Consider the following 26,063-nt stretch of genomic DNA (forward strand, 5'->3'; position numbering starts at 1 on the left):
CAGTGAGCCGCTGAGCCACGGCGAAGGGCGCCCCGCGAGCATGCGGGGCGCCCTTCGCCGTACGTACGTGGGGGAGAACCGTTACGGCAGAGCGAGCATCCGCTCCAGCGCGAGCTTCGCGAAGCTCTCCGTCTCCTTGTCGACCTGGATCTGGTTGACGAGATTGCCCTCGGCCAGCGACTCCAGGGTCCACACCAGGTGCGGCAGGTCGATGCGGTTCATGGTCGAGCAGAAGCAGACCGTCTTGTCGAGGAAGACGATCTCCTTGTCCTGGTCGGCGAATCGGTTCGCCAGCCGCCGGACCAGGTTCAGCTCCGTGCCGATCGCCCACTTGGAACCGGCCGGGGCCGCCTCCAGGGTGTTGATGATGTACTCGGTCGAGCCCACGTAGTCCGCGGCGGCGACGACCTCGTGACGGCACTCGGGGTGGACGAGCACGTTCACGCCCGGGATGCGCGCGCGGACGTCCTCGACGGACTCCAGCGAGAAGCGGCCGTGCACCGAGCAGTGCCCCCGCCACAGGATCATCTTGGCGGCGCGCAGCTGCTCGACGGTCAGCCCGCCGTTCGGCTTGTGCGGGTTGTACAGGACGCAGTCGTCCAGGGACATGCCCATGTCGCGGACGGCGGTGTTCCGGCCCAGGTGCTGGTCGGGCAGGAACAGGACCTTCTCGCCCTGCTCGAAGGCCCAGTCCAGGGCGCGCTCGGCGTTGGACGAGGTGCAGATCGTGCCCCCGTGCTTGCCGGTGAAGGCCTTGATGTCGGCCGAGGAGTTCATGTACGAGACGGGCACCACCTGGTCGGCGACGCCGGCCTCGGTCAGCACGTCCCAGCACTCGGCGACCTGCTCGGCGGTGGCCATGTCGGCCATCGAGCAGCCGGCCGCCAGGTCGGGCAGGACGACCTTCTGCTCGTCGCCGGTGAGGATGTCGGCCGACTCCGCCATGAAGTGCACGCCGCAGAACACGATGTACTCGGCCGATGGCTTGGCCGCCGCGTCGCGCGCGAGCTTGAAGGAGTCGCCGGTGACATCGGCGAACTGGATGACCTCGTCGCGCTGGTAGTGGTGGCCGAGCACGAAGACCTTGTCCCCGAGCTTCTCCTTGGCCGCGCGGGCGCGCTCCACGAGGTCCGGGTCGGAGGGGGACGGCAGGTCGCCGGGACACTCCACGCCGCGCTCGCTCTTCGGGTCGGCCTCGCGACCGAGCAGGAGCAGGGCGAGCGGCGTCGGCTGAACGTCGAGCTCATGACGGGTTTGGGCCGTGGTCACGTCACGCACCCTTTCTTCGGAGAATCTTCGGAGAAACCTTTTCGTCTAAATGACGCTATCTATCATAACCGCTTCACGTCACGTTGACGATGTCCATAGTGTCGATGTGACGAATTCGCGGGACCCGCCGTCGCCTCCGCCGCCGTCGCCACGCCCGTCACCGCGGCTGGTCCTCGCCGTCCCCGCACCTGGACAGGGTGTGCGAGCATGAAAGAGGAAAGACCCACTCGGCCCGGAATGAATCCGGGGCACCGTCGGTTGCAACCGTCGGCAAGCAGTCTCCGTACACACCGGGAGAGAAGCAGATGTCCGTATCGGACGAGAAGACCACTGTCAGCGACGGCATCCTCCTGTCCGACGCCGCCGCGGCCAAGGTCAAGGCCCTCCTCGACCAGGAAGGCCGCGAAGACCTGGCGCTGCGCGTCGCCGTTCAGCCCGGCGGCTGCTCCGGCCTGCGTTACCAGCTGTTCTTCGACGAGCGTTCGCTCGACGGCGATGTCGTGAAGGACTTCGACGGCGTCAAGGTCGTCACCGACCGCATGAGCGCCCCGTACCTCGGCGGTGCCTCGATCGACTTCGTCGACACCATCGAGAAGCAGGGCTTCACCATCGACAACCCGAACGCCACGGGTTCCTGCGCCTGCGGCGACTCGTTCAGCTAAGCCGCACCACCCGTCGTACGCGTGAGGGCGGCGGCCCGGGATCTCTCCCGGGCCGCCGCCCTCACGCGTACCCCCACCGGTCTCAGCGGCGCGGCACCGACTCCCCGCTCGCCGCGTCGACCACCGGCCGGGAGCCGAGCGGGTTCTCCAGCGTCACCGTCTTCACGACCTCCACCGCCAGGGCGATGCACACCTTGTCGGGGTCGGTCGGGGCCTCCTTCACCCGGACCGTCACCCGGTCCGCGCTCTCCTGGGCCGTGACCGTGTACGTGCTGCACACCCCGCCCCAGAAGGTGACCGTCAGCTTCCGGCCACCGTCCTCCGTGCGGAACGACTCGACCTGCCGCGCCGCCGTACCGTCCCCGGGAGGGGGCGTGGGGGCCGGCGCGGGCTCGGTCGGCGGCGCCAGGTGCTCAGGGGCCACCGCCGTCCGCACCACCGTGTACGGCGCCGCGTCGGCCGGATCCGCCGTGAACAGCCACGACGGTACGAGCACCCGCTCGCCGTCCACGTCCTGCGCGGCCAGGCCCAGCACCGCGGCCGTCACCGGCACCCGGTCCGGCGCCGCCGTGTCCACGATCGTCTGGCAGGGCGCGGCCGGCTCGGCCGTCCCGGGGGCCGGCTCGCGCCCGGTCCCGGTGTCCGGCCGGCCCGCGTCGGGCACGCCCGCGGCCGGCGGAGCGGTGGGGCAGCTCCCGACGCCGATCGGGCCGGTGCCCTTCGAGTCCTCGTTCAGCCCGGCGAGCGCCTTCGCCGCCCCGATCACCGGATACGTGGCGGCCTCGACCGGCTCCTTGAGCGTGCCGCTCCCGGCGACCGCCCGGCCGTCCCGCGCGATGTGTAGCCCCGTCGACCAGCCGTAGGTGGGCAGCCCGCCCACCACCGGATCGGCGTTCACCACCCGCACCGAACCGTTCATCACTTGCGTCGCGGTGACCTTCGCGTCGTCCTGGCCGATCGCCTTCAGGACCGGCGCGGCCGCCGCCTTCGCCGCTTCCTCGCTCAGCGGCGTACCGCCCGGAGCGGGCTTCGTCTCCCCCGGGGGCGGACACGCCTTGCCCTTGAGGCAGGCGTCCCCGGCCGGACCGCCGTCGTACCAGGAGTACGTCCAGGTCCCCGGCGCCTTCCGCGCCACGTCGAGACGGGGCCCCGAGCCGTCCTTCTCGGGCCGGATCGTCCACACCTCACCCACCAGGGCGGGGCTCCCGGAGAGGCCCAGCGCTTCGGCCAGCCTGGTCACCTCCGCGGAGGTGACCAGGCCCTCGGGCCGGTGGACCGCGGCCGAGGAGGGCCCTTGGGGGAGTGGGCCCTTGGCTGTGTAGACGGTCCCGTTCGGGCCGCCGCCGGGGTCCGGCTCACCGGGTGCGATCCCGGGGCCGCCCCGCGTGTCGCCACCGCCGGCGTCCGTACCGCCGCCGCGCTCCAGGCGCGGGGGCGGGGGCGCACCCGCCGCGTCGGCCGCTTCGGTGGCCGCGCCGGTGCCGCCACCGGACGCCGTGGTGGCCAGATAGACGCCACCGCCCCCGGCGAGCAGCACGCCCGCCGCCACCGAGGCGGCCAGAACGTTCCGTCGCCTCCGCACGTTCTCCGTACCACTCACCGCAACGCTCCCTCGTCTCGACCGGACGCCGATGGGACGGAGCGGGCGGGCCGACGGTTCCCGTCCGTCAGCCCCCGTACTCCGCGGTGGCGTCGATCAGCCGTGCCGAGGCCGCCGGTACGACGACCCCGTGGATCAACGCGGGGGAGACGGGAGCGGGTGCGGGGGAGACCGGGGTCACCCAGTGCGGAACCATCCGAGCGCTGTCGCCCCGCAGGTCGGCGAGGCTCAACTCGGACTCGTGTCGCTCACGTGAAGCGGAGTAGATGGTCATGGGCGCACCGTATGCACCGCACGCCCCCGGGGAAAAGACCTACTCTGGGGTAGTTTCCACTGTTCGGCAGGAACGCCCCCACCGGGTAGCGTGAACTGTCATTACCGCCTTCCCGCAGGAGCACCCCGCCGTGCGTATCGCAGTCACCGGCTCCATCGCCACCGACCACCTCATGACCTTCCCCGGCCGGTTCGCCGACCAGCTCGTGGCCGACCAGCTCCACACGGTGTCCCTCTCGTTCCTCGTCGACAACCTCGACGTCCGGCGCGGTGGCGTCGGCCCCAACATCTGCTTCGGCATGGGGCAGCTCGGCGGCAGCCCGATCCTGGTGGGCGCGGCCGGCTACGACTTCGACGAGTACCGCGGCTGGCTCGACCGGCACGGCGTCGACACCGGCTCGGTGCGCATCTCCGAGGTCCTGCACACGGCCCGCTTCGTCTGCACCACCGACAAGGACCACAACCAGATCGGCTCCTTCTACACCGGGGCGATGAGCGAGGCCCGGCTGATCGAGCTCAAGACCGTCGCCGACCGGGTGGGCGGGCTCGACCTGGTCCTGATCGGGGCCGACGACCCCGAGGCGATGCTCCGCCACACCGAGGAGTGCAAGACGCGGGGCATCCCCTTCGCCGCCGACTTCTCGCAGCAGATCGCCCGCATGGGCGGCGACGAGATCCGCACCCTCCTCGAAGGCGCCACCTACCTCTTCTCCAACGAGTACGAGAAGGGGCTCATCGAGTCCAAGACGGGCTGGACCGACGCGGAGATCCTCTCCCGCGTCGGCCACCGGGTCACCACGCTCGGCTCGCGCGGTGTGCGCATCGAGCGCGTCGGCGAGGACCCGATCGAGGTCGGCTGCGCCGAGGAGACCGCCAAGGTCGACCCGACCGGCGTCGGCGACGCCTTCCGCGCGGGCTTCCTCACCGGTCTGTCCTGGGGCGTCGGCCTGGAGCGGGCGGCGCAGGTCGGCTGCATGCTGGCCACGCTGGTCATCGAGACGCTGGGCACGCAGGAGTACACGCTGCGACGGGCCAACTTCATGGAGCGCTTCACGAAGGCGTACGGCGAGGACGCCGCCACCGAAGTCCAGTCCCACCTGGCCTGACCCACCCCGGGCTCCAGCCAGGCCCCCGGGCCTGGTCCCGGGGCCTCCGGGCCTGGCTGCCGGGCCCGACCCCCGTTGCGGGGCCTGGCCCCGGCCCCGCACTCCACCGGGGCCGCCGCCCCGCCCCCCGGTGTGGGCTGCGCCCTACCACCCGTGTCGGGGGGAGCGCCCGCGCCCGCAACGGAGGGCGGGGCCCACGGCGGGAAGGGCCGACCCGCGTCCACGCGACCCGCTCACACCACCCGCCGCACCACGTATCCCACCCCGCCCCCCGCCGCCACCGACGCCGACTCGCCCACGTACTCCTGGCCCCGCATCTCGCACCACGCCGGGATGTCCAGTCGCGCCGCCGCGTCGTCCGCGAGGACCGTCACCGTGCCGCCGACCGGGACGTCGCCGATCACCTTCGCCAGTTCGATCACCGGGATCGGGCAGCGGCGGCCGAGCGCGTCCACCACGAGCGCGTCGGAGCGGCTCGGCGCCCCCACCCCGGCTCCCGCACCGGCGCCCGCCCCCGCCGGGGCGCCGAGCCTCTCCCGTACCCCCGCCACCACCCCCGGCAGCGCGTCGAGGAAGCGGTCGACGTCGGACTCCGTCGTGCCGGCCGGCAGGGAGACGCGGACGTTCCCCTCGCTCAGTACTCCCATCGCGCGCAGCACATGGCTGGGCGTCAGCGTGGAACTCGTACACGACGAACCGGACGAAACGGAGAAACCCTCCCGGTCCAGCTCGTGCAGCAACGTCTCTCCGTCGACATAGAGACAGGAGAAGGTGACGAGATGGGGGAGCCGGCGCACCGGGTCGCCCACCACCTCCACGTCCGGGACGAGCTCCGGCACGCGCGCCCGGATCCGGTCCACCAGGGCCCGCAGCCGCGCCCCCTCGGCCACCGCCTCCGCGCGGACCGCCCGCAGGGAGGCCGCCGCCGCCACGATCGCCGGGAGGTTCTCGAAGCCGGGTGCCCGGCCCGACTCCCTTTCGTCCGTCGGGCCTTGGGGTGCGAAGCGCACCCCCTTCCGTACGGCGAGGAGACCCACGCCCGCCGGGCCGCCCCACTTGTGCGCGCTCGCGGCCAGCAGCGACCAGGCGCCCTCCACCGTCCCCCAGCCGAGCGACTGCGCCGCGTCCACGAGCAGCGGCACACCCGCGGCCCGGCAGGCCTCGGCCACCTCCGCCACCGGCTGTTCGGTCCCCACCTCGTGGTTGGCGGACTGGAGGCACGCCAGGGCCGTCCCGGCGCCGAGCGCCGCCGCGAAGACGTCCGCGTCCACCGCTCCTGACCGGCCCACCGGCACCTCGGAGACGGCGCCGCCGGCCGCCGCGTGGGTCTCGGCCGCGTGCAGGACGGAGGAGTGTTCGACCGCGGAGACCACGAGCCGGTTCCCGACACGCCGACGGCCCGCGAGAGATCCCGAGATTCCCGCGTGAACCGCGCGCGTCCCCGAAGGAGTGAACGCGAGCTCGTCCGGGCGGCACCCCACGGCCTCCGCCGCAGTCTCCCGCGCCGCGTCGAGGAGCAGCCGGGCGCGCCGCCCCTCCCGGTATAGCCGGGCCGGGTCGGCCCAGCCCTCGTCCAGGGAGGCGAGCAGCGCCTGACGGGCGACGGGGTGCAGGGGGGCGGCGGACGCGGCGTCGAAGTACGGCATCCGCCCACGGTAGGCGCTGGGGGTGGGTGATCTTCGTTCGTCCGTGGTGAGTCCTCGTCAGAAGGGGGCCGCGGCGCACCGCCGGACCGCCGAACGGACGCGGCCGACCCCCCTGCGGAACCCCGGAGTCCACCCCTTCGGGGGCCCGGACGGCGCGTTGGGCACCCTCCCCGCGCGACCCCAAATAGCGTCCAGTAGGGTTTGGTCCGCATAAACATCCAAACCCCTGCCCGCGGCACGGGGCGGCGACCGACCAGCGAGACGGACGGCCGTGGCCGACCAACGCGGGCCGAGACTCTCGGGAAGGCGCTACGTGAGTCCCAACGGCTCCGACCGCTCGTCGCGGCGCCCGATGCGGCGGAAGCTGCCGCAGGTGCTGACTGCGGGCCTGATCCTGGCGACAGCCACGGGCTGCTCGTACAACTGGGAAGACTTCCCCCGCCTTGGAATGCCCACGCCCGTCACGGAAGAGGCGCCTCGGATCCTCTCCCTGTGGCAGGGTTCGTGGGCGGCCGCGCTCATCACCGGAATCCTGGTGTGGGGCCTGATCATCTGGTCCGTCATCTTCCACCGGCGGAGCAGGACCAAGATCGAGGTACCTCCGCAGACCCGGTACAACATGCCCATCGAGGCGCTGTACACGGTCACTCCGCTCATCATCGTCTCGGTGCTCTTCTACTTCACCGCGCGTGACGAGTCGAAGCTCCTCGAGCTCACCCCCAAGCCGGCGCACACGGTCAACGTGGTCGGCTACCAGTGGAGCTGGGGCTTCAACTACGTCGAGAACGTGCCCGGTGTGACCGGCGACGCCAAGACGGACAAGAACCTCGCCTCCATCCCGGACAAGTTCCTCGCGGACTTCCCGGAGAACGCCGGCGGCGTGTACGACGCCGGTATCCCCGGCGACCGGAACCCGCAGAACGGCAACCCGGGTCCGACCCTGTGGCTGCCGAAGGGTGAGAAGGTCCGGTTCGTCCTGACCTCCCGTGACGTCATCCACTCCTTCTGGGTGGTCCCCTTCCTGATGAAGCAGGACGTCATCCCGGGTCACACCAACTCCTTCGAGGTGACTCCGACGCGGGAGGGCACCTTCATGGGCAAGTGTGCCGAGCTGTGCGGCGTCGACCACTCCCGGATGCTCTTCAACGTCAAGGTGGTCTCCCCGGAGCGCTACCAGCAGCACCTGAAGGAGCTGGCCGAGAAGGGGCAGACCGGCTACATCCCGTCTGGCATCGAGCAGACGGACCCGGCCAGGAATGCGGAGAAGAACCAACTGTGAGCATCCACAACGAAACCCAGGGTGCCGCCGCAGCTGAGGACTCGTACGAGAACGAGCTGCCCGTACGGCGCAAGCAGCCCGGCAACGTCGTGATCAAGTGGCTGACCACCACCGATCACAAGACGATCGGGACGATGTACCTGGTCACGTCGTTCGTCTTCTTCTGCATCGGCGGACTCATGGCGCTCTTCATGCGCGCCGAGCTGGCCCGTCCGGGTACGCAGATCATGTCGAACGAGCAGTTCAACCAGGCGTTCACGATGCACGGCACGATCATGCTGCTGATGTTCGCGACGCCGCTGTTCGCCGGATTCGCGAACTGGATCATGCCGCTGCAGATCGGCGCGCCCGACGTGGCGTTCCCGCGGCTGAACATGTTCGCGTACTGGCTGTACCTCTTCGGCTCGATCATCGCGGTGGCCGGCTTCCTCACCCCGCAGGGTGCGGCCGACTTCGGCTGGTTCGCCTACTCCCCGCTGTCGGACGCCGTCCGCTCGCCGGGTGTCGGCGCCGACATGTGGATCATGGGTCTGGCCTTCTCCGGCTTCGGCACGATCCTCGGTTCGGTCAACTTCATCACCACGATCATCTGCATGCGCGCTCCGGGCATGACGATGTTCCGCATGCCGATCTTCACCTGGAACGTGCTGCTGACCGGTGTCCTGGTCCTGCTCGCCTTCCCGGTCCTCGCGGCCGCGCTGTTCGCCCTGGAGGCGGACCGCAAGTTCGGTGCGCACATCTTCGACGCGGCCAACGGTGGAGCGCTGCTGTGGCAGCACCTCTTCTGGTTCTTCGGCCATCCAGAGGTGTACATCATCGCGCTGCCGTTCTTCGGCATCGTCTCCGAGGTCATCCCGGTCTTCAGCCGCAAGCCGATGTTCGGCTACATCGGTCTGGTGGCCGCGACCATCGCGATCGCCGGTCTCTCCGTGACCGTGTGGGCCCACCACATGTACGTCACGGGCGGCGTGCTCCTACCGTTCTTCTCCTTCATGACGTTCCTCATCGCCGTACCGACGGGCGTGAAGTTCTTCAACTGGATCGGAACGATGTGGAAGGGCTCGTTGTCCTTCGAGACACCGATGCTCTGGACGATCGGCTTCCTGATCACCTTCACCTTCGGTGGTCTGACGGGCGTCATCCTGGCCTCGCCGCCGATGGACTTCCACGTCTCCGACTCGTACTTCGTCGTCGCGCACTTCCACTACGTCGTCTTCGGCACCGTGGTCTTCGCGATGTTCGCCGGCTTCCACTTCTGGTGGCCGAAGTTCACGGGCAAGATGCTGGACGAGCGGCTCGGCAAGATGACGTTCTGGACGCTGTTCATCGGCTTCCACGGCACCTTCCTGGTGCAGCACTGGCTCGGTGCCGAGGGCATGCCGCGTCGTTACGCGGACTACCTCGACGCCGACGGCTTCACCGCGCTGAACACGATCTCGACGATCTCCTCCTTCCTGCTCGGTCTGTCGATCCTGCCGTTCCTCTACAACGTCTGGAAGACCGCCAAGTACGGCAAGAAGATCGAGGTCGACGACCCGTGGGGCTACGGCCGTTCGCTCGAATGGGCGACGTCCTGCCCGCCGCCGCGGCACAACTTCCTCACCCTGCCGCGGATCCGTTCGGAATCCCCGGCGTTCGACCTGCACCACCCTGAGATCGCCGCTCTCGACCAGCTCGAGAACAAGCCGCACGAGGCCGAGGCCCTCACGGGCAGCAAGGAGGCCGGCAAGTGAAGATCCAAGGCAAGATGTTCATCTGGCTGAGCGTCTTCATCCTTGCCATGGCGGTCCTGTACGGCGTCTGGTCCAAGGAGCCGGTCGGTACGACGGCGCTGTTCCTCGCCTTCGGCCTGTCGATCATGATCGGCTACTACCTGGCCTTCACGGCCAAGCGTGTCGACGCCATGGCGCAGGACGACAAGGAGGCCGACGTCGCGGACGAGGCCGGTGAGGTGGGCTTCTTCGCCCCGCACAGCTGGCAGCCGCTCTCGCTGGCCGTCGGTGGCGCGCTCGCCTTCCTCGCCGTCGCGATGGGCTGGTGGATCCTGTACTTCTCCTTCCCGCTGATCCTGGTCGGCCTCTTCGGCTGGGTCTTCGAGTTCTACCGGGGCGAGAACCAGAACCAGTAGCGGTACCCCGCTCCGCGCCGGAGCACACCGAGGGGCCCGGACACTTCGTCAACGAAGTGTCCGGGCCCCTCTTTTGCAGCACTCGGCGCGCTGACACCGAGGATTGTCCTTAGCGTGAGGTCATGAACGACACGCCGCGCATTCGGACTGTTCTGAGCTGCACTCTTCTGGCCCTCACGGTCACCGCCGGTCTCAGTGCCTGCGCGGGCCCCGACGGCCATCCCCTGTCGGCGAGGGCGTACGACGCGGCGGACCAGCTCGCGGTCAGCGCTCCCTCGGACGGGGCCAAGGCGGACCCCGAGAAGCCCCTGGAGATCACCGCCAAGGGCGACGACGGCCGGATCACCGACGTCACCGCCATCGACGCGGCGGGGCGCCACCTGGCGGGCGAACTCACCGCGGACGGACAGCGCTGGCGCTCCACGGCCGCCCTGGCCGCCGGCACCCGCTACACCGTCCGCGTCTCCACGGAGGACGAGGACGGCGCCCCGGGCGCCCGTACGTACACGTTCGAGACGGCTCCGGCGAAGAAGGCCCTGACCGCGGCCTTCGGCCCGGAGGCGGGCACCTACGGCGTCGGACAGCCCATCACGGCCGACCTCAGCCTCCCGGTCAAGGACCGCAAGGCCCGGGCAGCCGTCGAACGGGCCCTCAAGGTCCGCTCCACACCCTCCGTCGAGGGGTCCTGGTACTGGGTGGACGACAAGAAGCTGCACTACCGCCCGAAGGAGTACTGGCCCGCCGGCGCCAGCGTCACGGTCACCGGCAACCTGGACGGCCTCAAGGTCGGGGACAAGCTCTACGGCGGCCCGTCCCGGCCGCTGAAGCTCACGATCGGCGACCGGATCGAGGCGGTCGCGGACGCCGGCTCGCACTACATGACCGTGCGGCGCAACGGAGAAGTGATCAACACCATTCCGGTGACCACCGGAAAACCGGGCTTCTCCACCCGAAACGGCATCAAGGTGGTGCTCGGCAAGGAGTACTACGTCCGGATGCGGGGCACCAGCATCGGCATCTCGGAGGGCAGCTCCGAGTCGTACGACCTGCCGGTCTACTACGCCACCCGGGTCACCTGGAGCGGCGAGTACGTGCACGCCGCGCCCTGGTCGGTCGGCTCGCAGGGCGTGGCGAACGTCAGCCACGGATGTGTCGGCATGTCGACGGGGAACGCGGCCTGGTTCTACGAGACCGTCCGCGCCGGCGACATCGTCAGGACCGTCAACAGCTACGGCGACACGATGGACCCCTTCGGCAACGGCTTCGGCGACTGGAACCTGACGTGGGACAAGTGGCGCCAGGGCAGCGCCCTGGTGGAGCCCGCCGACAGCCCGGTGGCCGCCACCGAGAAGGCCCGCCTCAGGCCGCTCGCCCTCTAGGCCGTGTCCGGTCCGCCTCGGAGGCACCGCGCCGGGCGCACAGGGCCCGGCGCGCCCCTTCGGCGCACTCGCCGCGCCCGGCGGCTACGCGTCGATCGACAGGCGCGAGCGCAGCAGGGCGGCCAGGGACGCCGCGAACTCGACCGGTTCCACCGGAAGGGTGACCGCGGCGTCCGCGCGGCTCCAGGTGGCCAGCCAGGCGTCCTGCGGGCGCCCGATGAGCAGGAGGACGGGCGGGCAGTGGAAGACCTCGTCCTTGAGCTGCCGGCAGACCCCCATGCCGCCGGCGGGCACCGCCTCGCCGTCCAGGACGCACACGTCCACGCCGCCCTCGTCCAGGCGCTTCAGCACGGCGGGAAGCGTCGCGCACTCCACGAACTCCACCGGGGGGACGTCGGACGCGGGCCTGCGCCCGGCCGCCAGCCGTACCTGCTCGCGGGTGTTCGCGTCGTCGCTGTAGACCAGGACCGTGGCACTCGACTGCATCGTTCCTCCGGCTGGGAAGGCGGGTGGGTCGTCGTCGACCGATGCGCGGATGCTACTCCGGTCCACACTCCGTCAACACCCGTTCAACATCTGTTCGAAGGGTGCTCAGGGGCCCTCGCACTGGGCCGTTCGGGCTGGACACACCCCTCTGACACTCCGAACGGCACCCCCCGGAGTGAGGGCGGGATAAGCGACCGACATAATGTCGGTCGTGGCGACAGTAACGACAGTAGAAACAGGGCACGCGCACCCGTCGGTCAATCGACCGAACCTCACCAGCGTCGGAACCATCATCTGGTTGAGCTCCGAGCTGATGTTCTTCGCGGCCCTCTTCGCGATGTACTTCACCCTGCGATCGGTGACAGGTCCCGACTATTGGAAGGCTCAGGCAGAACATCTGGCCTTCCCGTTCTCGGCGACCAACACCACGATCCTGGTGCTCTCCTCCCTCACCTGCCAGCTCGGCGTATTCGCCGCAGAGCGGGGCGACGTGAAGAAGCTCAGGACGTGGTTCATCATCACGTTCGTGATGGGTTCGATCTTCATCGGCGGCCAGGTCTTCGAGTACACCGAACTGGTCAAGGACGCGGGCATGTCGCTCTCGTCCGGGCCCTACGGCTCTGTGTTCTACCTGACCACCGGCTTCCACGGCCTGCACGTGACGGGCGGACTCATCGCCTTCCTGCTGGTCCTGGGCCGGACGTACGCCGCCAAGAGGTTCACTCATGAGCAGGCAACCGCCGCCATCGTCGTGTCCTACTACTGGCACTTCGTCGATGTCGTCTGGATCGGCCTCTTCGCCACGATCTACATGATCAAGTAATCGGTCCCGCCCACGCGGCGGACCGAGACATCCAGCAAGCATCGACGCAGAAGATCCTGACACCGGGGTAATCCGTGAAAAAGCTCTCCGCACGACGACGCCATCCGCTGGCGGCGGTCGTCGTCCTACTTCTCGCGCTGGCGGCCACCGGGGGGCTGTACGCCGCGTTCGCGCCGGCGGGCACCGCGAAGGCAGATGAAACCGCCCAGTCCCTCGCCATCGAGGAGGGCAAGAAGCTCTACTCCGTCGGCTGCGCCAGCTGCCACGGAACCGGCGGTCAGGGCACCACTGACGGCCCCTCCCTCGTCGGCGTAGGTTCGGCCTCCGTCGACTTCCAGGTCGGCACGGGCCGGATGCCGGCCCAGCAGCCGGGCGCCCAGGTCCCGAAGAAGAAGGTCATCTACTCGCAGGCTGAGATCGATCAGCTCGCGGCGTACGTCGCCTCTCTCGGTGCCGGCCCGATCACGCCGACCGAGAGCCAGTACAACCCTGCAGGTGCCGACCAGGCCAAGGGTGGCGAGCTCTTCCGCACCAACTGTGCCCAGTGCCACAACTTCACCGGTGAGGGTGGCGCGCTGACCTACGGCAAGTACGCCCCGAGCCTCGAAGGCGTGAGCCCGAAGCACCTCTACGAGGCCATGCAGACCGGCCCGCAGAACATGCCCTCCTTCCCGGACACGACCATGCCGGAGAAGGAGAAGAAGGACATCATCGCGTACGTCCAGGCCGTCAACGGCGAGAAGGCCGACAACCCGGGCGGTCTCTCGCTCGGTGGCCTCGGCCCCGTCAGCGAGGGCCTGTTCGCCTGGATCTTCGGTCTGGGCGGGCTGATCGCAGTTGCCATCTGGGTCGCGGCCCACACCGCTAAGGCCAAGAAGTCATGAGTAGCCAAGAGATTCCAGAAGAGACCCTGCCGGCAGGGCAGGACACCGCGCACGGCGCGGTGAAGGTCGCCGACGACCCGTTCGCCGACCCGGGCCTCCCGCCCCACAAGCCCCGCATCCAGGACATCGACGAGCGTGCTGCCCGTCGGTCCGAGCGCGCGGTCGCCTTCATGTTCACGCTGTCGATGCTGGCCACCGTCGGCTTCATCGCCTCGTACGTGATCTTCCCGGTCGACAAGATCGTGTACATCTGGCCCTTCGGCCGGGTGTCCGCGCTCAACTTCGCGCTCGGCTGGACCCTCGGCCTCGCCCTCTTCTTCATCGGCGCGGGCGCGGTCCACTGGGCCCGCACCCTGATGTCCGACGTCGAGATCGCGGACGAGCGCCACCCGATCCAGGCCGACGCGGAGACCAAGGCGAAGGTCATGTCGGACTTCGCGGCCGGTGCCGCCGAGTCGGGCATGGGCCGCCGCAAGCTCATCCGCAACACGATGTTCGGCGCGCTGTCGCTCGTACCGCTCTCCGGCATCGTCCTGCTGCGTGACATGGGCCCGCTGCCCGAGAAGAAGCTCCGGACCACCATGTGGGCCAAGGGTCTTCAGCTCATCAACATGAACACGCACGAGCCGCTGCGTCCCGAGGACGTCGCGGTCGGTTCGCTGACCTTCGCGATGCCCGAGGGCCTCTCGGAGCACGACCACCACTTCCAGACCGAGATCGCCAAGGCCGCCCTGATGATCGTCCGGATCCAGCCGGAGGACATCAAGGACAAGCGCGAGCTCGAGTGGTCGCACGAGGGAATCGTCGCCTTCTCGAAGATCTGCACCCACGTGGGCTGCCCGATCTCCCTGTACGAGCAGCAGACGCACCACGTCCTCTGCCCGTGCCACCAGTCCACCTTCGACCTCTCCGACGGCGCCCGCGTCATCTTCGGCCCGGCCGGTCACGCCCTCCCGCAGCTGCGGATCGGCGTGAACGACAAGGGCTTCCTGGAGGCGCTCGGCGACTTCGACGAGCCCGTCGGTCCTTCCTTCTGGGAGCGCGGATGAGCACCGTGACCGATACGAAGAAAGCACCCGCCGGTGAGCGGGTCGCAGACTGGGCCGACGGTCGCCTGGGGATCTACACGCTGGCCAAGGCCAACATGCGGAAGATCTTCCCGGACCACTGGTCCTTCATGCTGGGCGAGATCTGCCTCTACAGCTTCCTCATCATCATCCTGACGGGCGTCTATCTGACGATGTTCTTCCACCCGTCGATGAACGAGGTGGAGTACGTCGGACCGTACGTCCCGCTCCAGGGACAGCTGATGTCCGAGGCGTTCAACTCGACGATGCACATCTCGTTCGAGGTCCGCGGTGGTCTGCTCATCCGGCAGATCCACCACTGGGCGGCGCTGATCTTCCTCGCCGGCATGTTCGTGCACATGATGCGCGTGTTCTTCACGGGCGCGTTCCGCAAGCCGCGTGAGATCAACTGGCTGTTCGGCTTCCTGCTGTTCTTCCTGGGCATGTTCACCGGTTTCACCGGCTACTCGCTCCCGGACGACCTGCTCTCCGGCACCGGTGTCCGCTTCATGCAGGGCGCGATCCTGTCCGTGCCGGTCATCGGCACGTACCTGTCGATGTTCCTGTTCGGCGGGGAGTTCCCCGGCGGCGACTTCGTGGCCCGGTTCTACTCGGCCCACGTCCTGCTGCTGCCCGGCATCATGCTCGGCCTCGTGGTGGCCCACCTCATCCTGGTGTTCTTCCACAAGCACACGCAGTTCGCCGGCCCCGGCCGCACGAACAAGAACGTCGTGGGCATGCCGCTGCTGCCGGTCTACATGGCCAAGGCCGGAGGCTTCTTCTTCCTGGTCTTCGGCGTCATCGCGGTCATCTCGGCGATCGCCTCGATCAACCCGATCTGGGCCCTCGGCCCGTACCGCCCGGACCAGGTGTCCACCGGCGCCCAGCCCGACTGGTACATGGGCTTCGCCGAGGGTCTGATCCGAGTGATGCCGGGCTGGGAGATCAACCTCTGGGGCCACACGCTGGTCCTCGGTGTGATGATCCCGCTGGCGATCTTCCCGGCGGTCCTCGCGGCGATCGCGGTCTACCCGTTCATCGAGTCGTGGATCACGGGCGACAAGCGCGAGCACCACATCGCGCAGCGCCCGCGCAACGCTCCGACGCGCACCGGCTTCGGTGTCGCCTGGATCACCGCGTACATGATCATGCTCGTGGGTGGTGGAAACGACCTCTGGGCGACCCACTTCCACCTGTCGCTCAACTCGATCACCTGGTTCGTCCGGATCTTCTTCTTCGCCGGACCGGTCATCGCGTTCATCGTCACCAAGCGGATCTGCCTCGGCCTCCAGCGCCGCGACAAGGACAAGGTGCTGCACGGACGCGAGTCCGGCATCATCAAGCGCCTGCCGCACGGTGAGTTCGTCGAGATCCACGAGCCGCTGAGCCAGGGCGAGCTGCACCGCCTCACCGCGCACGAGCAGTACGAGGCGGCGGCCCTCCCGCCGGCCGTCGACGAGAACGGCGTGGAGCGGAAGATCGGGCGCATGGAGAAGCTCCGGGTCAAGCTCAACAAGGGCTACTACGGCGACGACAACCAGGTCGCCAAGCCCACGGTCGAGGAGTACAAGGAGATCCAGAGCGGCCACGGCCACCACTGATCACCTGAACTCCTGACCTGAACGAGTCGCCACGGCGAGAGCCCCGTCCATTCGATGGACGGGGCTCTTTGCCGTCCCCGGGGGTCGATAGGCTGGCTCATAACCTATTGCGTGCGCAATTGACTATGGAGCTGCCATGAGCGCTGTGACCCCCGCTGGAGGACCTACGTCGGCGGGCCGCTCCTGGCCCGTCGTCCTGGAAGGTCTGCTGACCGGCCGCGACCAGAGCGCCGAGGACACCGCCTGGGCGATGGACCGCATCCTGCGCGGCGAGGCCACCGACGCCCAGATCGCCGGCTTCGCGGTCGCCCTGCGCGCCAAGGGCGAGACCGTCGACGAGATCACCGGACTCGTCCGCACCATGTACGAGCACGCCAACACGATCGAGGTGCCCGGCGCCACCGTCGACATCGTCGGCACCGGCGGCGACGGCGCCAGGACCGTCAACATCTCCACGATGTCCGCGATCGTCGTCGCCGGCACGGGCGCCAAGGTCGTCAAGCACGGCAACCGGGCCGCGTCCTCCGCCTCCGGCGCCTCCGACGTCCTGGAGAAGCTCGGCGTCAACCTGGAGCTGACTCCCCGGCGGGTCGCCGAGGTCGCCGAGGAGGCCGGGATCACCTTCTGCTTCGCGGTGAAGTTCCACCCGGCGCTGCGGCACGTCGCCGCGGCCCGCAAGGAGCTCGGCATCCGGACCACCTTCAACTTCCTCGGCCCGCTCACCAACCCGGCCCGGGTCCGGGCCCAGGCCACCGGCGTCGCCGACGCCCGGATGGCCCCGATCATGGCCGGGGTGCTCGCCGAGCGCGGCTCCTCCGCGCTCGTCTTCCGCGGCGACGACGGCCTCGACGAGCTGACCACCACCGCCACCTCGCGGGTCTGGGTGGTCCGCGACGGCTCGGTGCGTGAGGAGGCCTTCGACCCCCGGGACGTCGGCATCGACCTCGTGCCGGTGGAGGCCCTGCGCGGCGCGGACGCCTCGTACAACGCCGACGTGGCCCGGCGGCTGCTCGCGGGGGAGACCGGTCCGGTACGGGACGCGGTGCTGCTCAACTCGGCGGCGGCGCTGACCGCGCTCGCGCCGGGGGAGGGCACCCTGGTGGAGCAGATCCGCGCCGGCATCGAGAAGGCCGCGGAGGCGATCGACTCCGGCGAGGCCCGCCGGGCCCTGGACCGCTGGATCAGCGTCAGCAACGCGTAACCCTCCGGCACGAGACGCCCGTGCGACCCCGGTCCAGTATGCGGACCGGGGTCTTGCGCTTCGGCGATCATGTGGCAGGATTCTCTACAGGTCACGAGTGACAGCGTTTTGGCCCCGGCTTGCTGTCCGGCAACCCTCCGTCCGTGGCGGGGTGCCCCGGGTGATGACCAGGCCGTAGGCAGAGAGGTCTACGGCAAGCGCGGACCCCTCGAACACCAGGGGTCCTGGTCTCTCGAGGAGTTTTTCCGTGAGCAAGCGAATGCGATAGGGCGAATCCGCCCCACCTTCACCCTCGGATCAGGGTCACTTCCGCGTACCTTCGCGCGCCCCCGTGCCTTCCGAGGTATCACCCGTACCCCGCCGAGTCCGGCCGCGTACGGGGTCACCGAAGCCATTCCGCACCGCCCGCCGGGAGATACCGCCATGTCCGCATGCCCGAACGCCGCCACCGTCGTCGCCACCGTCGACACCGCCACCGTCGTCGAGACCGTGACCGCCGAGTGCGCGACCGCCGAGTCCGCCGACCCCTGCTGCGCCGCCCCGCTGCCCGTCCTCGGCCGGGACGTCACCGTGCCGCTCGTCACCGGCGGCGAGGTGACCTACGCGGCGCTCGACTACGCGGCCAGCGCACCTGCCCTGCAGCGGGTGTGGGACGACGTCGCCGCGTACGCCCCCTACTACGGCAGCGTCCACCGCGGCGCCGGATACCTCTCCCAGCTCTCCACCGACCTCTTCGAGAACAGCCGCGTCACCGTCGCCGAGTTCCTCGACTGCCGCCCCGACGACCAGGTCGTCTTCACCCGCTCCACCACCGACTCGCTGAACCTGCTCGCCCGGGCCGTCCCGGACGGCTGCGAGGTCTTCGTCTTCGAGACCGAGCACCACGCCTCGCTGCTGCCCTGGCGCGACGCCCGCGTCACCTACCTCAACGCGCCCCGCACCCCGGAGCAGGCCGTCGCGACCCTGGAGCGCGCCCTCGCCGACCGGGACCCCTACGGCCCCGCCCTCGTCTGCGTCACCGGCGCCTCCAACGTCACCGGTGAGCTGTGGCCGGTGAAGGAGCTCGCCGCCGCCGCGCACGCCCACGGCGCCCGGATCGTGCTCGACGCCGCCCAACTCGCGCCCCACCACCCGGTCTCCGTCCAGGAGCTCGACGTGGACTGGATCGCCTTCTCCGGCCACAAGCTGTACGCCCCCTTCGGCTCCGGCGTCCTCGCGGGCCGCTCCGACTGGCTCCAGGACGCCGAGCCCTACCTCGCGGGCGGCGGCGCCTCCCGCAAGGTGGCGCGTCGGGCCGACGGTGGTGTGGACGTGGAGTGGCACACCACCGCGGCCCGGCACGAGGCCGGCTCCCCGAACGTCATCGGCGTGTACTCCATCGCCTCCGCCTGCAAGGCGCTCACCGAGGCCGGCTTCGACCAGCTGGTCGCCCGCGAGCGGCACCTGATCGCCACCGTGCGCGCCGGCCTCGCCGAGGTGCCCGAGGTCAAGGTGCTGTCGCTGTTCGGCGACGACGCCCCCCGGGTCGGCGTCATCTCCTTCGTCGTGGAGGGCTGGAACAGCTCCCACTTCGCCGCCGCGCTCTCCGCCGAGTACGGCATCGGCGTCCGCGACGGTCTCTTCTGCGCCCACCCGCTGGTCCGCACGCTGCTGGGCAGCGACCCGCAGGACCCGGGTGAGTGCGGCGCCCCCGAGGCGGCCCCGGGGGAGCGAAGCGAGGTGGGGGTTCCCCCGGCCGAAGGCTGGGGGAGATCGCTCAACGCCATCCGGGTGAGCTTCGGCGCCGGTACGCCCGACGAGCACGTGGAGCGGTTCGTCGTTGCCGTGAAGGAGCTCGTCCGGGACGGCGCGCAGTGGAAGTACCGCACGGAGGACGGCCGCTGCGTCCCCGACCGCGGCTGAGCACTCACTCGTACGGGTGAAGGGGGCCTCCCGATCGGGAGGCCCCCTTCACCGTGTCCGCGCGGGCGGTCTCAGGACTCCAGACCGATGGCGAAGGCCGCCTCCAGATCGTGCTGGGAGTACGTGCGGAAGGCGACGTGCGTGTCCGTGGCCTCGACGCCCGGGATCTTGCTGATGCTGCCGGGGATCACGTCCGCCAGGTCGTCGTGACGGGGCACGCGGACCATGGCGATGAGGTCGTAGGTGCCGGTCACCGAGAAGACCTCGCTGACGCTGTCGAGCGAGGCGATCGACTCGGCGATCTCGGGGATGCGGTCCACGCTGGTCTTGATGAGCACGATCGCGGTGATCACGGCTGGCTTTCTCCCTCGGTCGCCGCGGCTTGGGCTTTCACTCTATCCCCACCCCGGTAGCGCCCCCAGGCGTAGAGGAAGCCGACGGAGAAGCCCACCACGTGGGCCAGATAGGCCACGCCGGGACCGGCCCCGGCCGCCCGGGCGGCCAGCCACTGGAGGACGAACCAGAAGACCAGCACGATCCAGGCGGGGAAGCGCAGCGGCAGGAAGAAGAGGAAGGGGAAGAGACTGGTGACGCGGGAGCGCGGGAAGAGGAAGAGAAAGGCCCCGAGCACCCCGGAGATCGCCCCCGACGCCCCGACCAGGGTCTGCTCGCTGTTGGCGTGCGCCGCCGCGTACCCGAGCAGCGCGAGGTATCCGGTGCCCAGGTAGAAGAGGGCGAACGCGACCGGACCCATGCGCTCCTCGGCCATCGCCCCGAAGACGTACAGGAACAGCATGTTTCCCAGCAGGTGGAGCCAGCTGCCGTGGACGAAGAGCGCGCTGAGCGGGGTGAGCAGGGCGCGGGGCTCGCCGCTCATCAGCTCGGCGGGGACCACGCCCCAGCGGCGGAAGTACACGCCCTGCGCCGCGAGGAGCTCGTCCCCGGTGCCGTGTGCCGGGTTGAGGCCGGAGACCGGACTGATCGCGAAGAGCAGGCAGCAGGCGGCGATCAGTCCGTACGTCACCGTGGGTCCGCTACGGGTGCCCCGCACGGCTCCGAGGGCCGCACCTCGCCAGTCGATCATGGACAGATCATGGCGTACCGGGGCCGAAGTGGACAGAGTGCCTCGCCGTGCTCCCGGGTACCGGCGAGGCCGTAGGGTAACGGTCAGTACAACCGCAGTTCGACGGCGCACCGCGGCTCCCGCACCTGGTACCACGCAACAGGAAGAAGGACGGCACGATGACGACGGTTCCCCTGCCGACCGACGAGACCCGCTGGCGCTGCACTCTCTGCGGCAACCTGACCCGTTTCGACGTGACGCGATCCTCCAAGGTCGTCGAGTACGTCCATCTGGACCTCGCGGGAGACCCGACGGTCGAGGAGCGGCAGGTGGTCAGTGAGACCATCGAGTCGGTCCGCTGCCGCTGGTGCAACGCGGTGGATCAGATCGAACTGGTGGACAGGCCGGGCGCCGCCTCCTGAGGGACGGTGCGGAAGACATTGGGGTGACGGATCGTGGAGCAGCCCGCGCACGGTGGAGAGCCGACCGGCGCGGCAGGTGACGCTGCCGAGGCGCTCGACCACCCACTGCCGGAAGGCGTCCGGCGGAGGGTCGTCGCGCTGGTCGCCGACGCCTTCGGCGGGCTGACCGTCGCCGAGCTGCCCGGACCCCTGAGGCAGTACGCCCGGTTCACCGCGAGCCGGCGGGCCAAGTTCGCCGGCAACGCGATGGCGGCGGCCCTGGAGAGCGATCCGCTCTTCCGGCAGCGGATCGGCGAACGGTTCAAGCTGAACCAGCCCGAACTGGCCGGAGCCGTCGAGACCGGCACCCCGCCCGCCGCCGCCGACCCCGTGGACGTGGCCGCGGCCGCCTATGTGCTGCGCCCGCCCGGCTGGGTCAAGCTGGTGGCCGCCGCGGGCGAGGAGGCCCAGCGCGTCGACGCCGAGCGGGCCGACGAGGCGGGCCGGCGCGAACTGGAGCGGCTGCGCGAGGAGCTCGCCGCCGCCCGGGACCGTTCCCGGAGCGAGAACGAGCAGTTGCGCCACGACCTCGAAGCGGCCCGGAAGGAAGCGGAATCGCTTCACCGCAAGCTGCGCAGCGCCCAGAGCGACGTGAAGCGCGGCGAGGCCGCGCTCCGCCGCGTCCAGGGCGAGATCGAGACCGCGCGGGCGGAGTCGGCGGCCCAGGTGTCGGCCGCGGAGAGCGAGAGCAGGCGGCTCAAGGCCCGGCTCGGCGAGGTGGAGTCGGCCCTGGAGGCGAGCCGCAGGTCCGCCCGCGAGGGGCGCTCGGTGGAGGACATGCGGCTGCGGCTGCTCCTCGACACCGTCCTCGACGCCGCCCAGGGGCTGCGCCGCGAACTGGCGCTGCCACCCGTCTCGGTGCACCCGGCGGACACCGTGGACGCGGTGGAGCCGGGGCGGATGTCGCCGAAGGACATCGCGGCGCGGGCGCTCTCCGAGACCGACCCGGCGCTGCTCGACCAGTTGCTGGCCCTGCCGCAGGCGCATCTGGTCGTCGACGGCTACAACGTCACCAAGACCGGCTATCCGACGATGCCGTTGGAGAAGCAGCGGCTGCGCCTGCTGGGCAGCCTGTCGTCCCTCGCGGCCCGCTCGGGCGCCGAGGTCACCTGTGTCTTCGACGGGGCGGAGCTGGCGGCCCCGGTGCTGCTCGCGCCGCCGCGCGGGGTGCGGGTGCTGTTCTCCAAGCCCGGCGTGACGGCGGACGAGTTGATCCGTCAGCTGGTGCGGGCGGAGCCGCCGGGCCGGCCGGTGGTGGTGGTCTCCACGGACCGCGAGGTGGCCGACGGGGTGGCGAAGGCGGGTGCGCGTCCCGTGGCGTCCGCTTTGTTGCTGAAGCGGCTTTCGCGGCTCTCGTGACGCATCGCAACTCTTAGGCGCTATGCCCGAATTCTGGACGGCGGACCGTCAAGTGCTCATCACTGCCCGTGCGATGTGTGTAAATAAAGTGGCGTGTGAGCGATATTTTTGCCGGTGGGATTTGAACTGATCACAACTTGGTCACTAGGGTCGGGCTTCGAACCTTCGCGCGGTTGATCACCCATCCGGGGTGGCGGCGGAGGAACCGCCTGCCCTGACCGGTTGGGCGGCTCTGAGGAAGAAGGAGCTCGCCTTCGTGGCGTCCCACCGTCGACCCAAGCAGCCGAGCCGTACCCGCGTGACCGTGTTCACCGCGGCCGCGGCCGCCGCCGTCGCCCTCTCCGCCCAGAGCGGTGCCCAGGCGGCCCCCGCCAAGCCCAAGATCGACGAGGTCAAGTCGAAGGTCGACGAGCTCCACCACGAGGCCGAGGAGGCCACGGAGCAGGCGAACCTCGCCGACGAGCGCAGGGGCAAGCTGCAGAAGGAGGTCGGCCAGCTCCAGGACAAGGTGGCCCGCGGCCAGCAGGAGCTCAACGCCCTGCGTGACCAGATCGGTTCGGTGGCCAGCGCCCAGTACCGCTCCGGCGGCATCGACCCCGCGCTCCAGCTCTTCCTCTCCGCCGACCCGGACACCTACCTCGACAAGGCGTCCGCGATCGACCAGCTGAGCGCCCAGCAGGCCGACGTCCTCACCTCGATCCAGGCCAAGCAGCGCACGCTCGCGCAGCAGCGCACCGAGGCCACCACGAAGCTGGCCGACCTCGAGGACGTCCGCAAGACGCTCGGCGCGAAGAAGAAGCTCTACCAGGGCAAGCTCGCCGAGGCCCAGAAGCTCCTCAACACGCTCACCGCGGCCGAGAAGGCCAAGATGGCGGCGCAGGAGCGGGCGAAGGAGCAGCGCGCCAGCCGCGACGCCGGCGAGCGGATGAACCTCGGCAACGAGGCCCCCGCCAACGGGTACGGCGCCGCGGCGCTCGCGGCCGCCGCCACCCAGATCGGCGACCCGTACGTCTCCGGTGCCGAGGGCCCCAACGCGTACGACTGCTCCGGGCTGACCCAGTGGGCGTACGGCCAGGCCAACGTCCAGCTCACCCGCACCACCTACACGCAGCAGAACGACGGCGTGAAGATCGGCCGCAGCCAGCTCAAGCCGGGCGACCTGGTCTTCTTCAACGGCCTGTCGCACGTGGGTCTGTACGCGGGCAACAACACGATCCTGCACGCCCCCAAGCCGGGCGCCAGCGTCCGCTACGAGTCCATGGACTACATGGGCACGTTCCAGTTCGGCGTCCGGATCGGCGGCTGACCCACAACCGCTGCGGCACACCGCCCGAACGGGTGGTTCCCCGCGACGCGTACTGACCCGACGCCCCGCCGGTGACCTGTGATCTCCGGCGGGGCGTCACTTTGTGTGCCCATCGGCTTCGTTGGACGTGGAGTGATCAGCGGCTACTGTCTGCCGCGCCAGACTGCGTCGAGCTGAACGGAGCGCGATTAGTGGCGTCCCACCGCCGACCCGCCAGGGTCACCGTCCTCACCGCCGCCGCGGCCACCGCGGCGGCGTCCCTCGGGGCCGTCCCCGCGAGCGCCGACCCCGGCGCCGGACCCGCGGCCACCCGCGCCACGGTCGACCGCCTCTTCGAGGAGGCCGAGAAGGCCACGGAGGGCTTCAACCGGGCGGACGAGAAGGCGGACGCGCTGCGCCGTACGGTCTCCCGGGCCCAGGACGGCCTCGCCCGCGGCCAGGAGCGCATCAACCGCATGCGGGGCGCGCTCGGCACGGTCGCCGGCGCCCAGTACCGCTCCGGCGGCATCGACCCCGCCCTCGCCCTGCTGCTCTCCTCCGACCCGGACAGCTACCTCGACCGGGCCACCGCCCTCGACCGGGCCACCGCCCGTCAGGGCGCCGCGCTCGGCGAACTCCTCCGCGAGCAGCGCCGGCTGAACCAGAAGCGGTCCGAGGCCCGTACGACCCTGGTCGAGCTGGAGCGCAGCCGGGCCGAGGTCGCCCGCCACAAGCGCACCGTCGAGCGCAAGCTCGCCGAGGCCCGCCGGGTGCTCGCGCGCCTCACCGTCGAGGAGCGCGCCGACTTCGACCGGGCCTCCCGTTCCGGCGGGCGCGCGGAAGAGCTGCCGCCGCCGCCCGTGGCCGGCCTCGGGCCGACCTCCTCGCGGGCCGCCGCCGCGGTGATCGCCGCACGCGGCGCGATCGGGAAGCCGTACGTGTGGGGGGCGACCGGCCCCTCCGCCTTCGACTGTTCGGGACTGATGGTCTGGTCCTACCGGCAGGCCGGGATCAGTCTGCCGCGCACCTCCTCGGCGCAGCGGTACGCGGGCCGTCAGGTGCCGCTGGCGCAGGCGCAGCCCGGGGACCTCGTCACGTACCGCGGGGACGCCAGCCACGTCGGGATCTACGCGGGCGGCGGGCAGGTCATCCACGCCCCCTACCCGGGCGCCCGGGTCCGCTACGACCCGGTGAACATGATGTCGCACGTGACGGTGACCAGGGTCTGAGCCGCCGCCGGGAGCCGGTCGCGCCGCCGCGACCGTACGATCGGAGGCGTGGCAGGTCAGGGGAGTGGAGCGCGGCGGTCGGCGACGGCCTGTCTGCTCGCCCTGCTCGCGCTCGTGGGGCTCGTGGGCTGCGGTGCGCGGACCGGGCCCGCCGACACCGCGTCCCGGGAGATACGGGCGCTCCTCGACCGGCACGCCCGGGCGCTCCTCGACCGTGACCAGGCCGCCTACCTGGCCGCCGTCGACCCCGCGTACGCGCCGACGGCCCTCACCGTCTTCCGGCGGCTCGCGAAGGTGCCGCTCGACGGCTGGACCTACCGGCTCACCGGCGTCGACCGCACCGGCACCGACCGGGTCACCGCCCGCGCCGACCTCGGCTACCGGCTCCGGGGGCACGACAGACGGCCCGCCACCGGCGCCCGCGTCCTCGACCTGACCGAACGGGACGGACGCTGGTACGTGACCGGTGACCGTCCGGCGGAGGGCGCGCCCCGCCACCTGTGGGAGCAGGGCGACGTCGCGACCGTCGCCGGCGCCCGCTCGCTCGTCCTGGGCGTCGGCCAGACCCCCGAGCGGCTCCGGGAGATCGCCGCCGCCGCCGACCGGGCGGTCCCCGCCGTCTCGGCCGCCTGGCCCGCCGCCTGGGCCCGTGAGGTGGTCGTCCTCGTCCCCGGGTCGCTGCGGGGCATGGGGGAGCTGCTCGGGGCGCCGGGGAGCTCGTACCGGGGGATCGCCGCCGTCACCACCGGGGAGACCCGGGGCGGCGCCGACGCCCCCGCGGACCGGGTGATCGTCAACCCCGCGGCGTACGGGGTCCTCGGCTCGTTCGGCCGGCAGCTCGTCCTCACCCACGAGACCGTGCACGTCGCCACCCGCGCCGCCACCACCCCGTCGACCCCGGTCTGGCTCTCCGAGGGCTTCGCCGACCGGGTCGCCTACCGGGACTCCGGCCGCACCCCCGCCCAGGCCGCGCCCGAGCTGCGCCGGGCGGTCCTGGCGGGCGAGCTGCCCGCCCGGCTCCCGGAGGACTCCGACTTCGCCTTCGGGGGCGACGCGGAGGCCCTGGCCCGGGCGTACGAGGGCGGCTGGCTGGCCTGTGAGCTGATCGCGGACCGCTGGGGCGAGGCGAGGCTGACGGAGTTCTACCGGGCGGTGGGTGCGCACCCGTCCCGGGAGGGCGCGGTGGAGAAGGCGCTCCAGGAGGTGCTCGGCACCACGCCGGAGGAGTTCACCGCCGACTGGCGGACCTCGCTGCGGGAGCGGCTCGGCTAGGGGACCGGGGCGAGCAGGCGCCTCGCCCGGACCACCGTCGTGGGCGCGCTCGCTCGGATCACCGTCGTGGGCGTCCTCGTCCGGCTGC

General features: G+C 70.6%; 24 protein-coding genes and 1 riboswitch. Of the genes, 17 read left to right on the forward strand and 7 right to left on the reverse strand.

The window, feature by feature from the left end:
* Positions 1-81: 81 nt before the first annotated feature.
* The gene (gene nadA, locus ACRRSS_RS08000) at positions 82-1,269 is read right to left on the reverse strand and encodes a quinolinate synthase NadA (RefSeq protein ID WP_351898586.1); all 1,188 of its coding nucleotides are present in this window, start codon (positions 1,267-1,269) and stop codon (positions 82-84) included.
* 305 nt (positions 1,270-1,574) lie between these two features.
* On the opposite strand from nadA, the gene ACRRSS_RS08005 reads away from it, so the two are divergent.
* Entirely contained in the window at positions 1,575-1,931 is a 357-nt protein-coding gene (locus ACRRSS_RS08005) for a HesB/IscA family protein (RefSeq protein ID WP_015033024.1), read from the forward strand.
* An 82-nt stretch (positions 1,932-2,013) separates the two neighbouring features.
* Here the strand turns inward: ACRRSS_RS08005 and ACRRSS_RS08010 are convergent, their stop codons facing one another.
* A complete protein-coding gene (locus ACRRSS_RS08010; protein ID WP_435970531.1) occupies positions 2,014-3,531 on the reverse strand; it encodes a hypothetical protein in 1,518 nt (505 codons plus the stop codon).
* A 67-nt stretch (positions 3,532-3,598) separates the two neighbouring features.
* A complete protein-coding gene (locus tag ACRRSS_RS08015) occupies positions 3,599-3,805 on the reverse strand; it encodes a hypothetical protein (RefSeq protein ID WP_435970532.1) in 207 nt (68 codons plus the stop codon).
* A 130-nt stretch (positions 3,806-3,935) separates the two neighbouring features.
* Here ACRRSS_RS08015 and ACRRSS_RS08020 point away from each other — a divergent pair, with 130 nt between their 5' ends.
* The gene (locus ACRRSS_RS08020) at positions 3,936-4,910 is read left to right on the forward strand and encodes a carbohydrate kinase family protein (protein WP_435970533.1); all 975 of its coding nucleotides are present in this window, start codon (positions 3,936-3,938) and stop codon (positions 4,908-4,910) included.
* 233 nt (positions 4,911-5,143) lie between these two features.
* On the opposite strand, the gene ACRRSS_RS08025 is transcribed toward ACRRSS_RS08020, so the two are convergent.
* Positions 5,144-6,556: a cysteine desulfurase/sulfurtransferase TusA family protein gene (locus ACRRSS_RS08025; protein ID WP_435970534.1), complete on the reverse strand. Its 1,413-nt coding sequence runs from the start codon at positions 6,554-6,556 to the stop codon at positions 5,144-5,146.
* Between the two features lie 313 nt (positions 6,557-6,869).
* Here ACRRSS_RS08025 and ctaC point away from each other — a divergent pair, with 313 nt between their 5' ends.
* The 4 genes from ctaC (at position 6,870) to ACRRSS_RS08045 (ending at position 11,342) form a co-directional block, all read left to right on the forward strand.
* Positions 6,870-7,835, forward strand: a complete 966-nt coding sequence (ctaC, locus tag ACRRSS_RS08030; protein ID WP_030219721.1) for an aa3-type cytochrome oxidase subunit II — start codon at positions 6,870-6,872, stop codon at positions 7,833-7,835.
* The gene (gene ctaD / locus ACRRSS_RS08035) at positions 7,832-9,568 is read left to right on the forward strand and encodes an aa3-type cytochrome oxidase subunit I (protein WP_435970535.1); all 1,737 of its coding nucleotides are present in this window, start codon (positions 7,832-7,834) and stop codon (positions 9,566-9,568) included. Before ctaC ends, ctaD begins: the two co-directional genes overlap by 4 nt.
* Positions 9,565-9,963, forward strand: coding sequence for a cytochrome c oxidase subunit 4 (locus tag ACRRSS_RS08040; protein WP_435970536.1), 399 nt, complete (start codon positions 9,565-9,567; stop codon positions 9,961-9,963). The genes ctaD and ACRRSS_RS08040 overlap by 4 nt, the downstream gene beginning before the upstream one ends.
* 122 nt (positions 9,964-10,085) lie before the next feature.
* Positions 10,086-11,342, forward strand: a complete 1,257-nt coding sequence (locus ACRRSS_RS08045; RefSeq protein ID WP_435970537.1) for an Ig-like domain-containing protein — start codon at positions 10,086-10,088, stop codon at positions 11,340-11,342.
* Positions 11,343-11,426: 84 nt separating this feature from the next.
* Here ACRRSS_RS08045 and ACRRSS_RS08050 read toward each other — a convergent pair whose 3' ends face one another.
* Positions 11,427-11,828, reverse strand: a complete 402-nt coding sequence (locus tag ACRRSS_RS08050; RefSeq protein WP_435970538.1) for a hypothetical protein — start codon at positions 11,826-11,828, stop codon at positions 11,427-11,429.
* 202 nt (positions 11,829-12,030) lie between these two features.
* On the opposite strand from ACRRSS_RS08050, the gene ctaE reads away from it, so the two are divergent.
* The 6 genes from ctaE (at position 12,031) to ACRRSS_RS08080 (ending at position 19,306) form a co-directional block, all read left to right on the forward strand.
* On the forward strand, positions 12,031-12,651 hold the full coding sequence (ctaE, locus tag ACRRSS_RS08055; protein WP_351905637.1) for an aa3-type cytochrome oxidase subunit III: 621 nt from the start codon (positions 12,031-12,033) through the stop codon (positions 12,649-12,651).
* A 74-nt stretch (positions 12,652-12,725) separates the two neighbouring features.
* A complete protein-coding gene (gene qcrC / locus ACRRSS_RS08060) occupies positions 12,726-13,535 on the forward strand; it encodes a cytochrome bc1 complex diheme cytochrome c subunit (RefSeq protein ID WP_435970539.1) in 810 nt (269 codons plus the stop codon).
* Complete coding sequence (qcrA, locus tag ACRRSS_RS08065) at positions 13,532-14,584, forward strand: cytochrome bc1 complex Rieske iron-sulfur subunit (RefSeq protein ID WP_351905631.1); 1,053 nt, start codon at positions 13,532-13,534, stop codon at positions 14,582-14,584. The genes qcrC and qcrA overlap by 4 nt, the downstream gene beginning before the upstream one ends.
* On the forward strand, positions 14,581-16,203 hold the full coding sequence (gene qcrB, locus ACRRSS_RS08070; protein WP_435970540.1) for a cytochrome bc1 complex cytochrome b subunit: 1,623 nt from the start codon (positions 14,581-14,583) through the stop codon (positions 16,201-16,203). Before qcrA ends, qcrB begins: the two co-directional genes overlap by 4 nt.
* 136 nt (positions 16,204-16,339) lie before the next feature.
* A complete protein-coding gene (trpD, locus tag ACRRSS_RS08075) occupies positions 16,340-17,404 on the forward strand; it encodes an anthranilate phosphoribosyltransferase (RefSeq protein WP_435970541.1) in 1,065 nt (354 codons plus the stop codon).
* Between the two features lie 89 nt (positions 17,405-17,493).
* A riboswitch (SAM riboswitch) is annotated at positions 17,494-17,610 on the forward strand.
* 217 nt (positions 17,611-17,827) lie between these two features.
* Positions 17,828-19,306 carry an aminotransferase class V-fold PLP-dependent enzyme gene (locus ACRRSS_RS08080; RefSeq protein ID WP_435970542.1) on the forward strand — a complete coding sequence of 493 codons (1,479 nt, stop codon included), beginning with the start codon at positions 17,828-17,830 and terminating at the stop codon, positions 19,304-19,306.
* A 71-nt stretch (positions 19,307-19,377) separates the two neighbouring features.
* Here ACRRSS_RS08080 and ACRRSS_RS08085 read toward each other — a convergent pair whose 3' ends face one another.
* Both ACRRSS_RS08085 and ACRRSS_RS08090 read right to left on the reverse strand, forming a co-directional pair.
* Positions 19,378-19,659 (reverse strand): Lrp/AsnC family transcriptional regulator, encoded by a 282-nt coding sequence (locus ACRRSS_RS08085; RefSeq protein ID WP_189830680.1) that lies wholly within the window; start codon positions 19,657-19,659, stop codon positions 19,378-19,380.
* A complete protein-coding gene (locus ACRRSS_RS08090; RefSeq protein ID WP_435970543.1) occupies positions 19,656-20,390 on the reverse strand; it encodes a rhomboid family intramembrane serine protease in 735 nt (244 codons plus the stop codon). Before ACRRSS_RS08090 ends, ACRRSS_RS08085 begins: the two co-directional genes overlap by 4 nt.
* A gap of 158 nt (positions 20,391-20,548) precedes the next feature.
* On the opposite strand from ACRRSS_RS08090, the gene ACRRSS_RS08095 reads away from it, so the two are divergent.
* From ACRRSS_RS08095 to ACRRSS_RS08115, 5 genes are all read left to right on the forward strand, one after another.
* Complete coding sequence (locus ACRRSS_RS08095; protein WP_055644001.1) at positions 20,549-20,791, forward strand: hypothetical protein; 243 nt, start codon at positions 20,549-20,551, stop codon at positions 20,789-20,791.
* A gap of 33 nt (positions 20,792-20,824) precedes the next feature.
* Positions 20,825-22,189, forward strand: a complete 1,365-nt coding sequence (locus ACRRSS_RS08100) for an NYN domain-containing protein (protein ID WP_435970544.1) — start codon at positions 20,825-20,827, stop codon at positions 22,187-22,189.
* 256 nt (positions 22,190-22,445) lie between these two features.
* Positions 22,446-23,495, forward strand: coding sequence for an NlpC/P60 family protein (locus tag ACRRSS_RS08105; RefSeq protein ID WP_435970545.1), 1,050 nt, complete (start codon positions 22,446-22,448; stop codon positions 23,493-23,495).
* Between the two features lie 191 nt (positions 23,496-23,686).
* Positions 23,687-24,703 (forward strand): NlpC/P60 family protein, encoded by a 1,017-nt coding sequence (locus ACRRSS_RS08110; protein ID WP_435970546.1) that lies wholly within the window; start codon positions 23,687-23,689, stop codon positions 24,701-24,703.
* 48 nt (positions 24,704-24,751) lie between these two features.
* The gene (locus tag ACRRSS_RS08115) at positions 24,752-25,975 is read left to right on the forward strand and encodes a hypothetical protein (protein WP_435970547.1); all 1,224 of its coding nucleotides are present in this window, start codon (positions 24,752-24,754) and stop codon (positions 25,973-25,975) included.
* The last annotated feature ends 88 nt before the right edge of the window (positions 25,976-26,063 follow it).

Origin of the sequence: Streptomyces sp. Qhu_M48, from assembly GCF_051305195.1 — a bacterium.
In the GTDB taxonomy this organism is placed as follows: domain Bacteria; phylum Actinomycetota; class Actinomycetes; order Streptomycetales; family Streptomycetaceae; genus Streptomyces.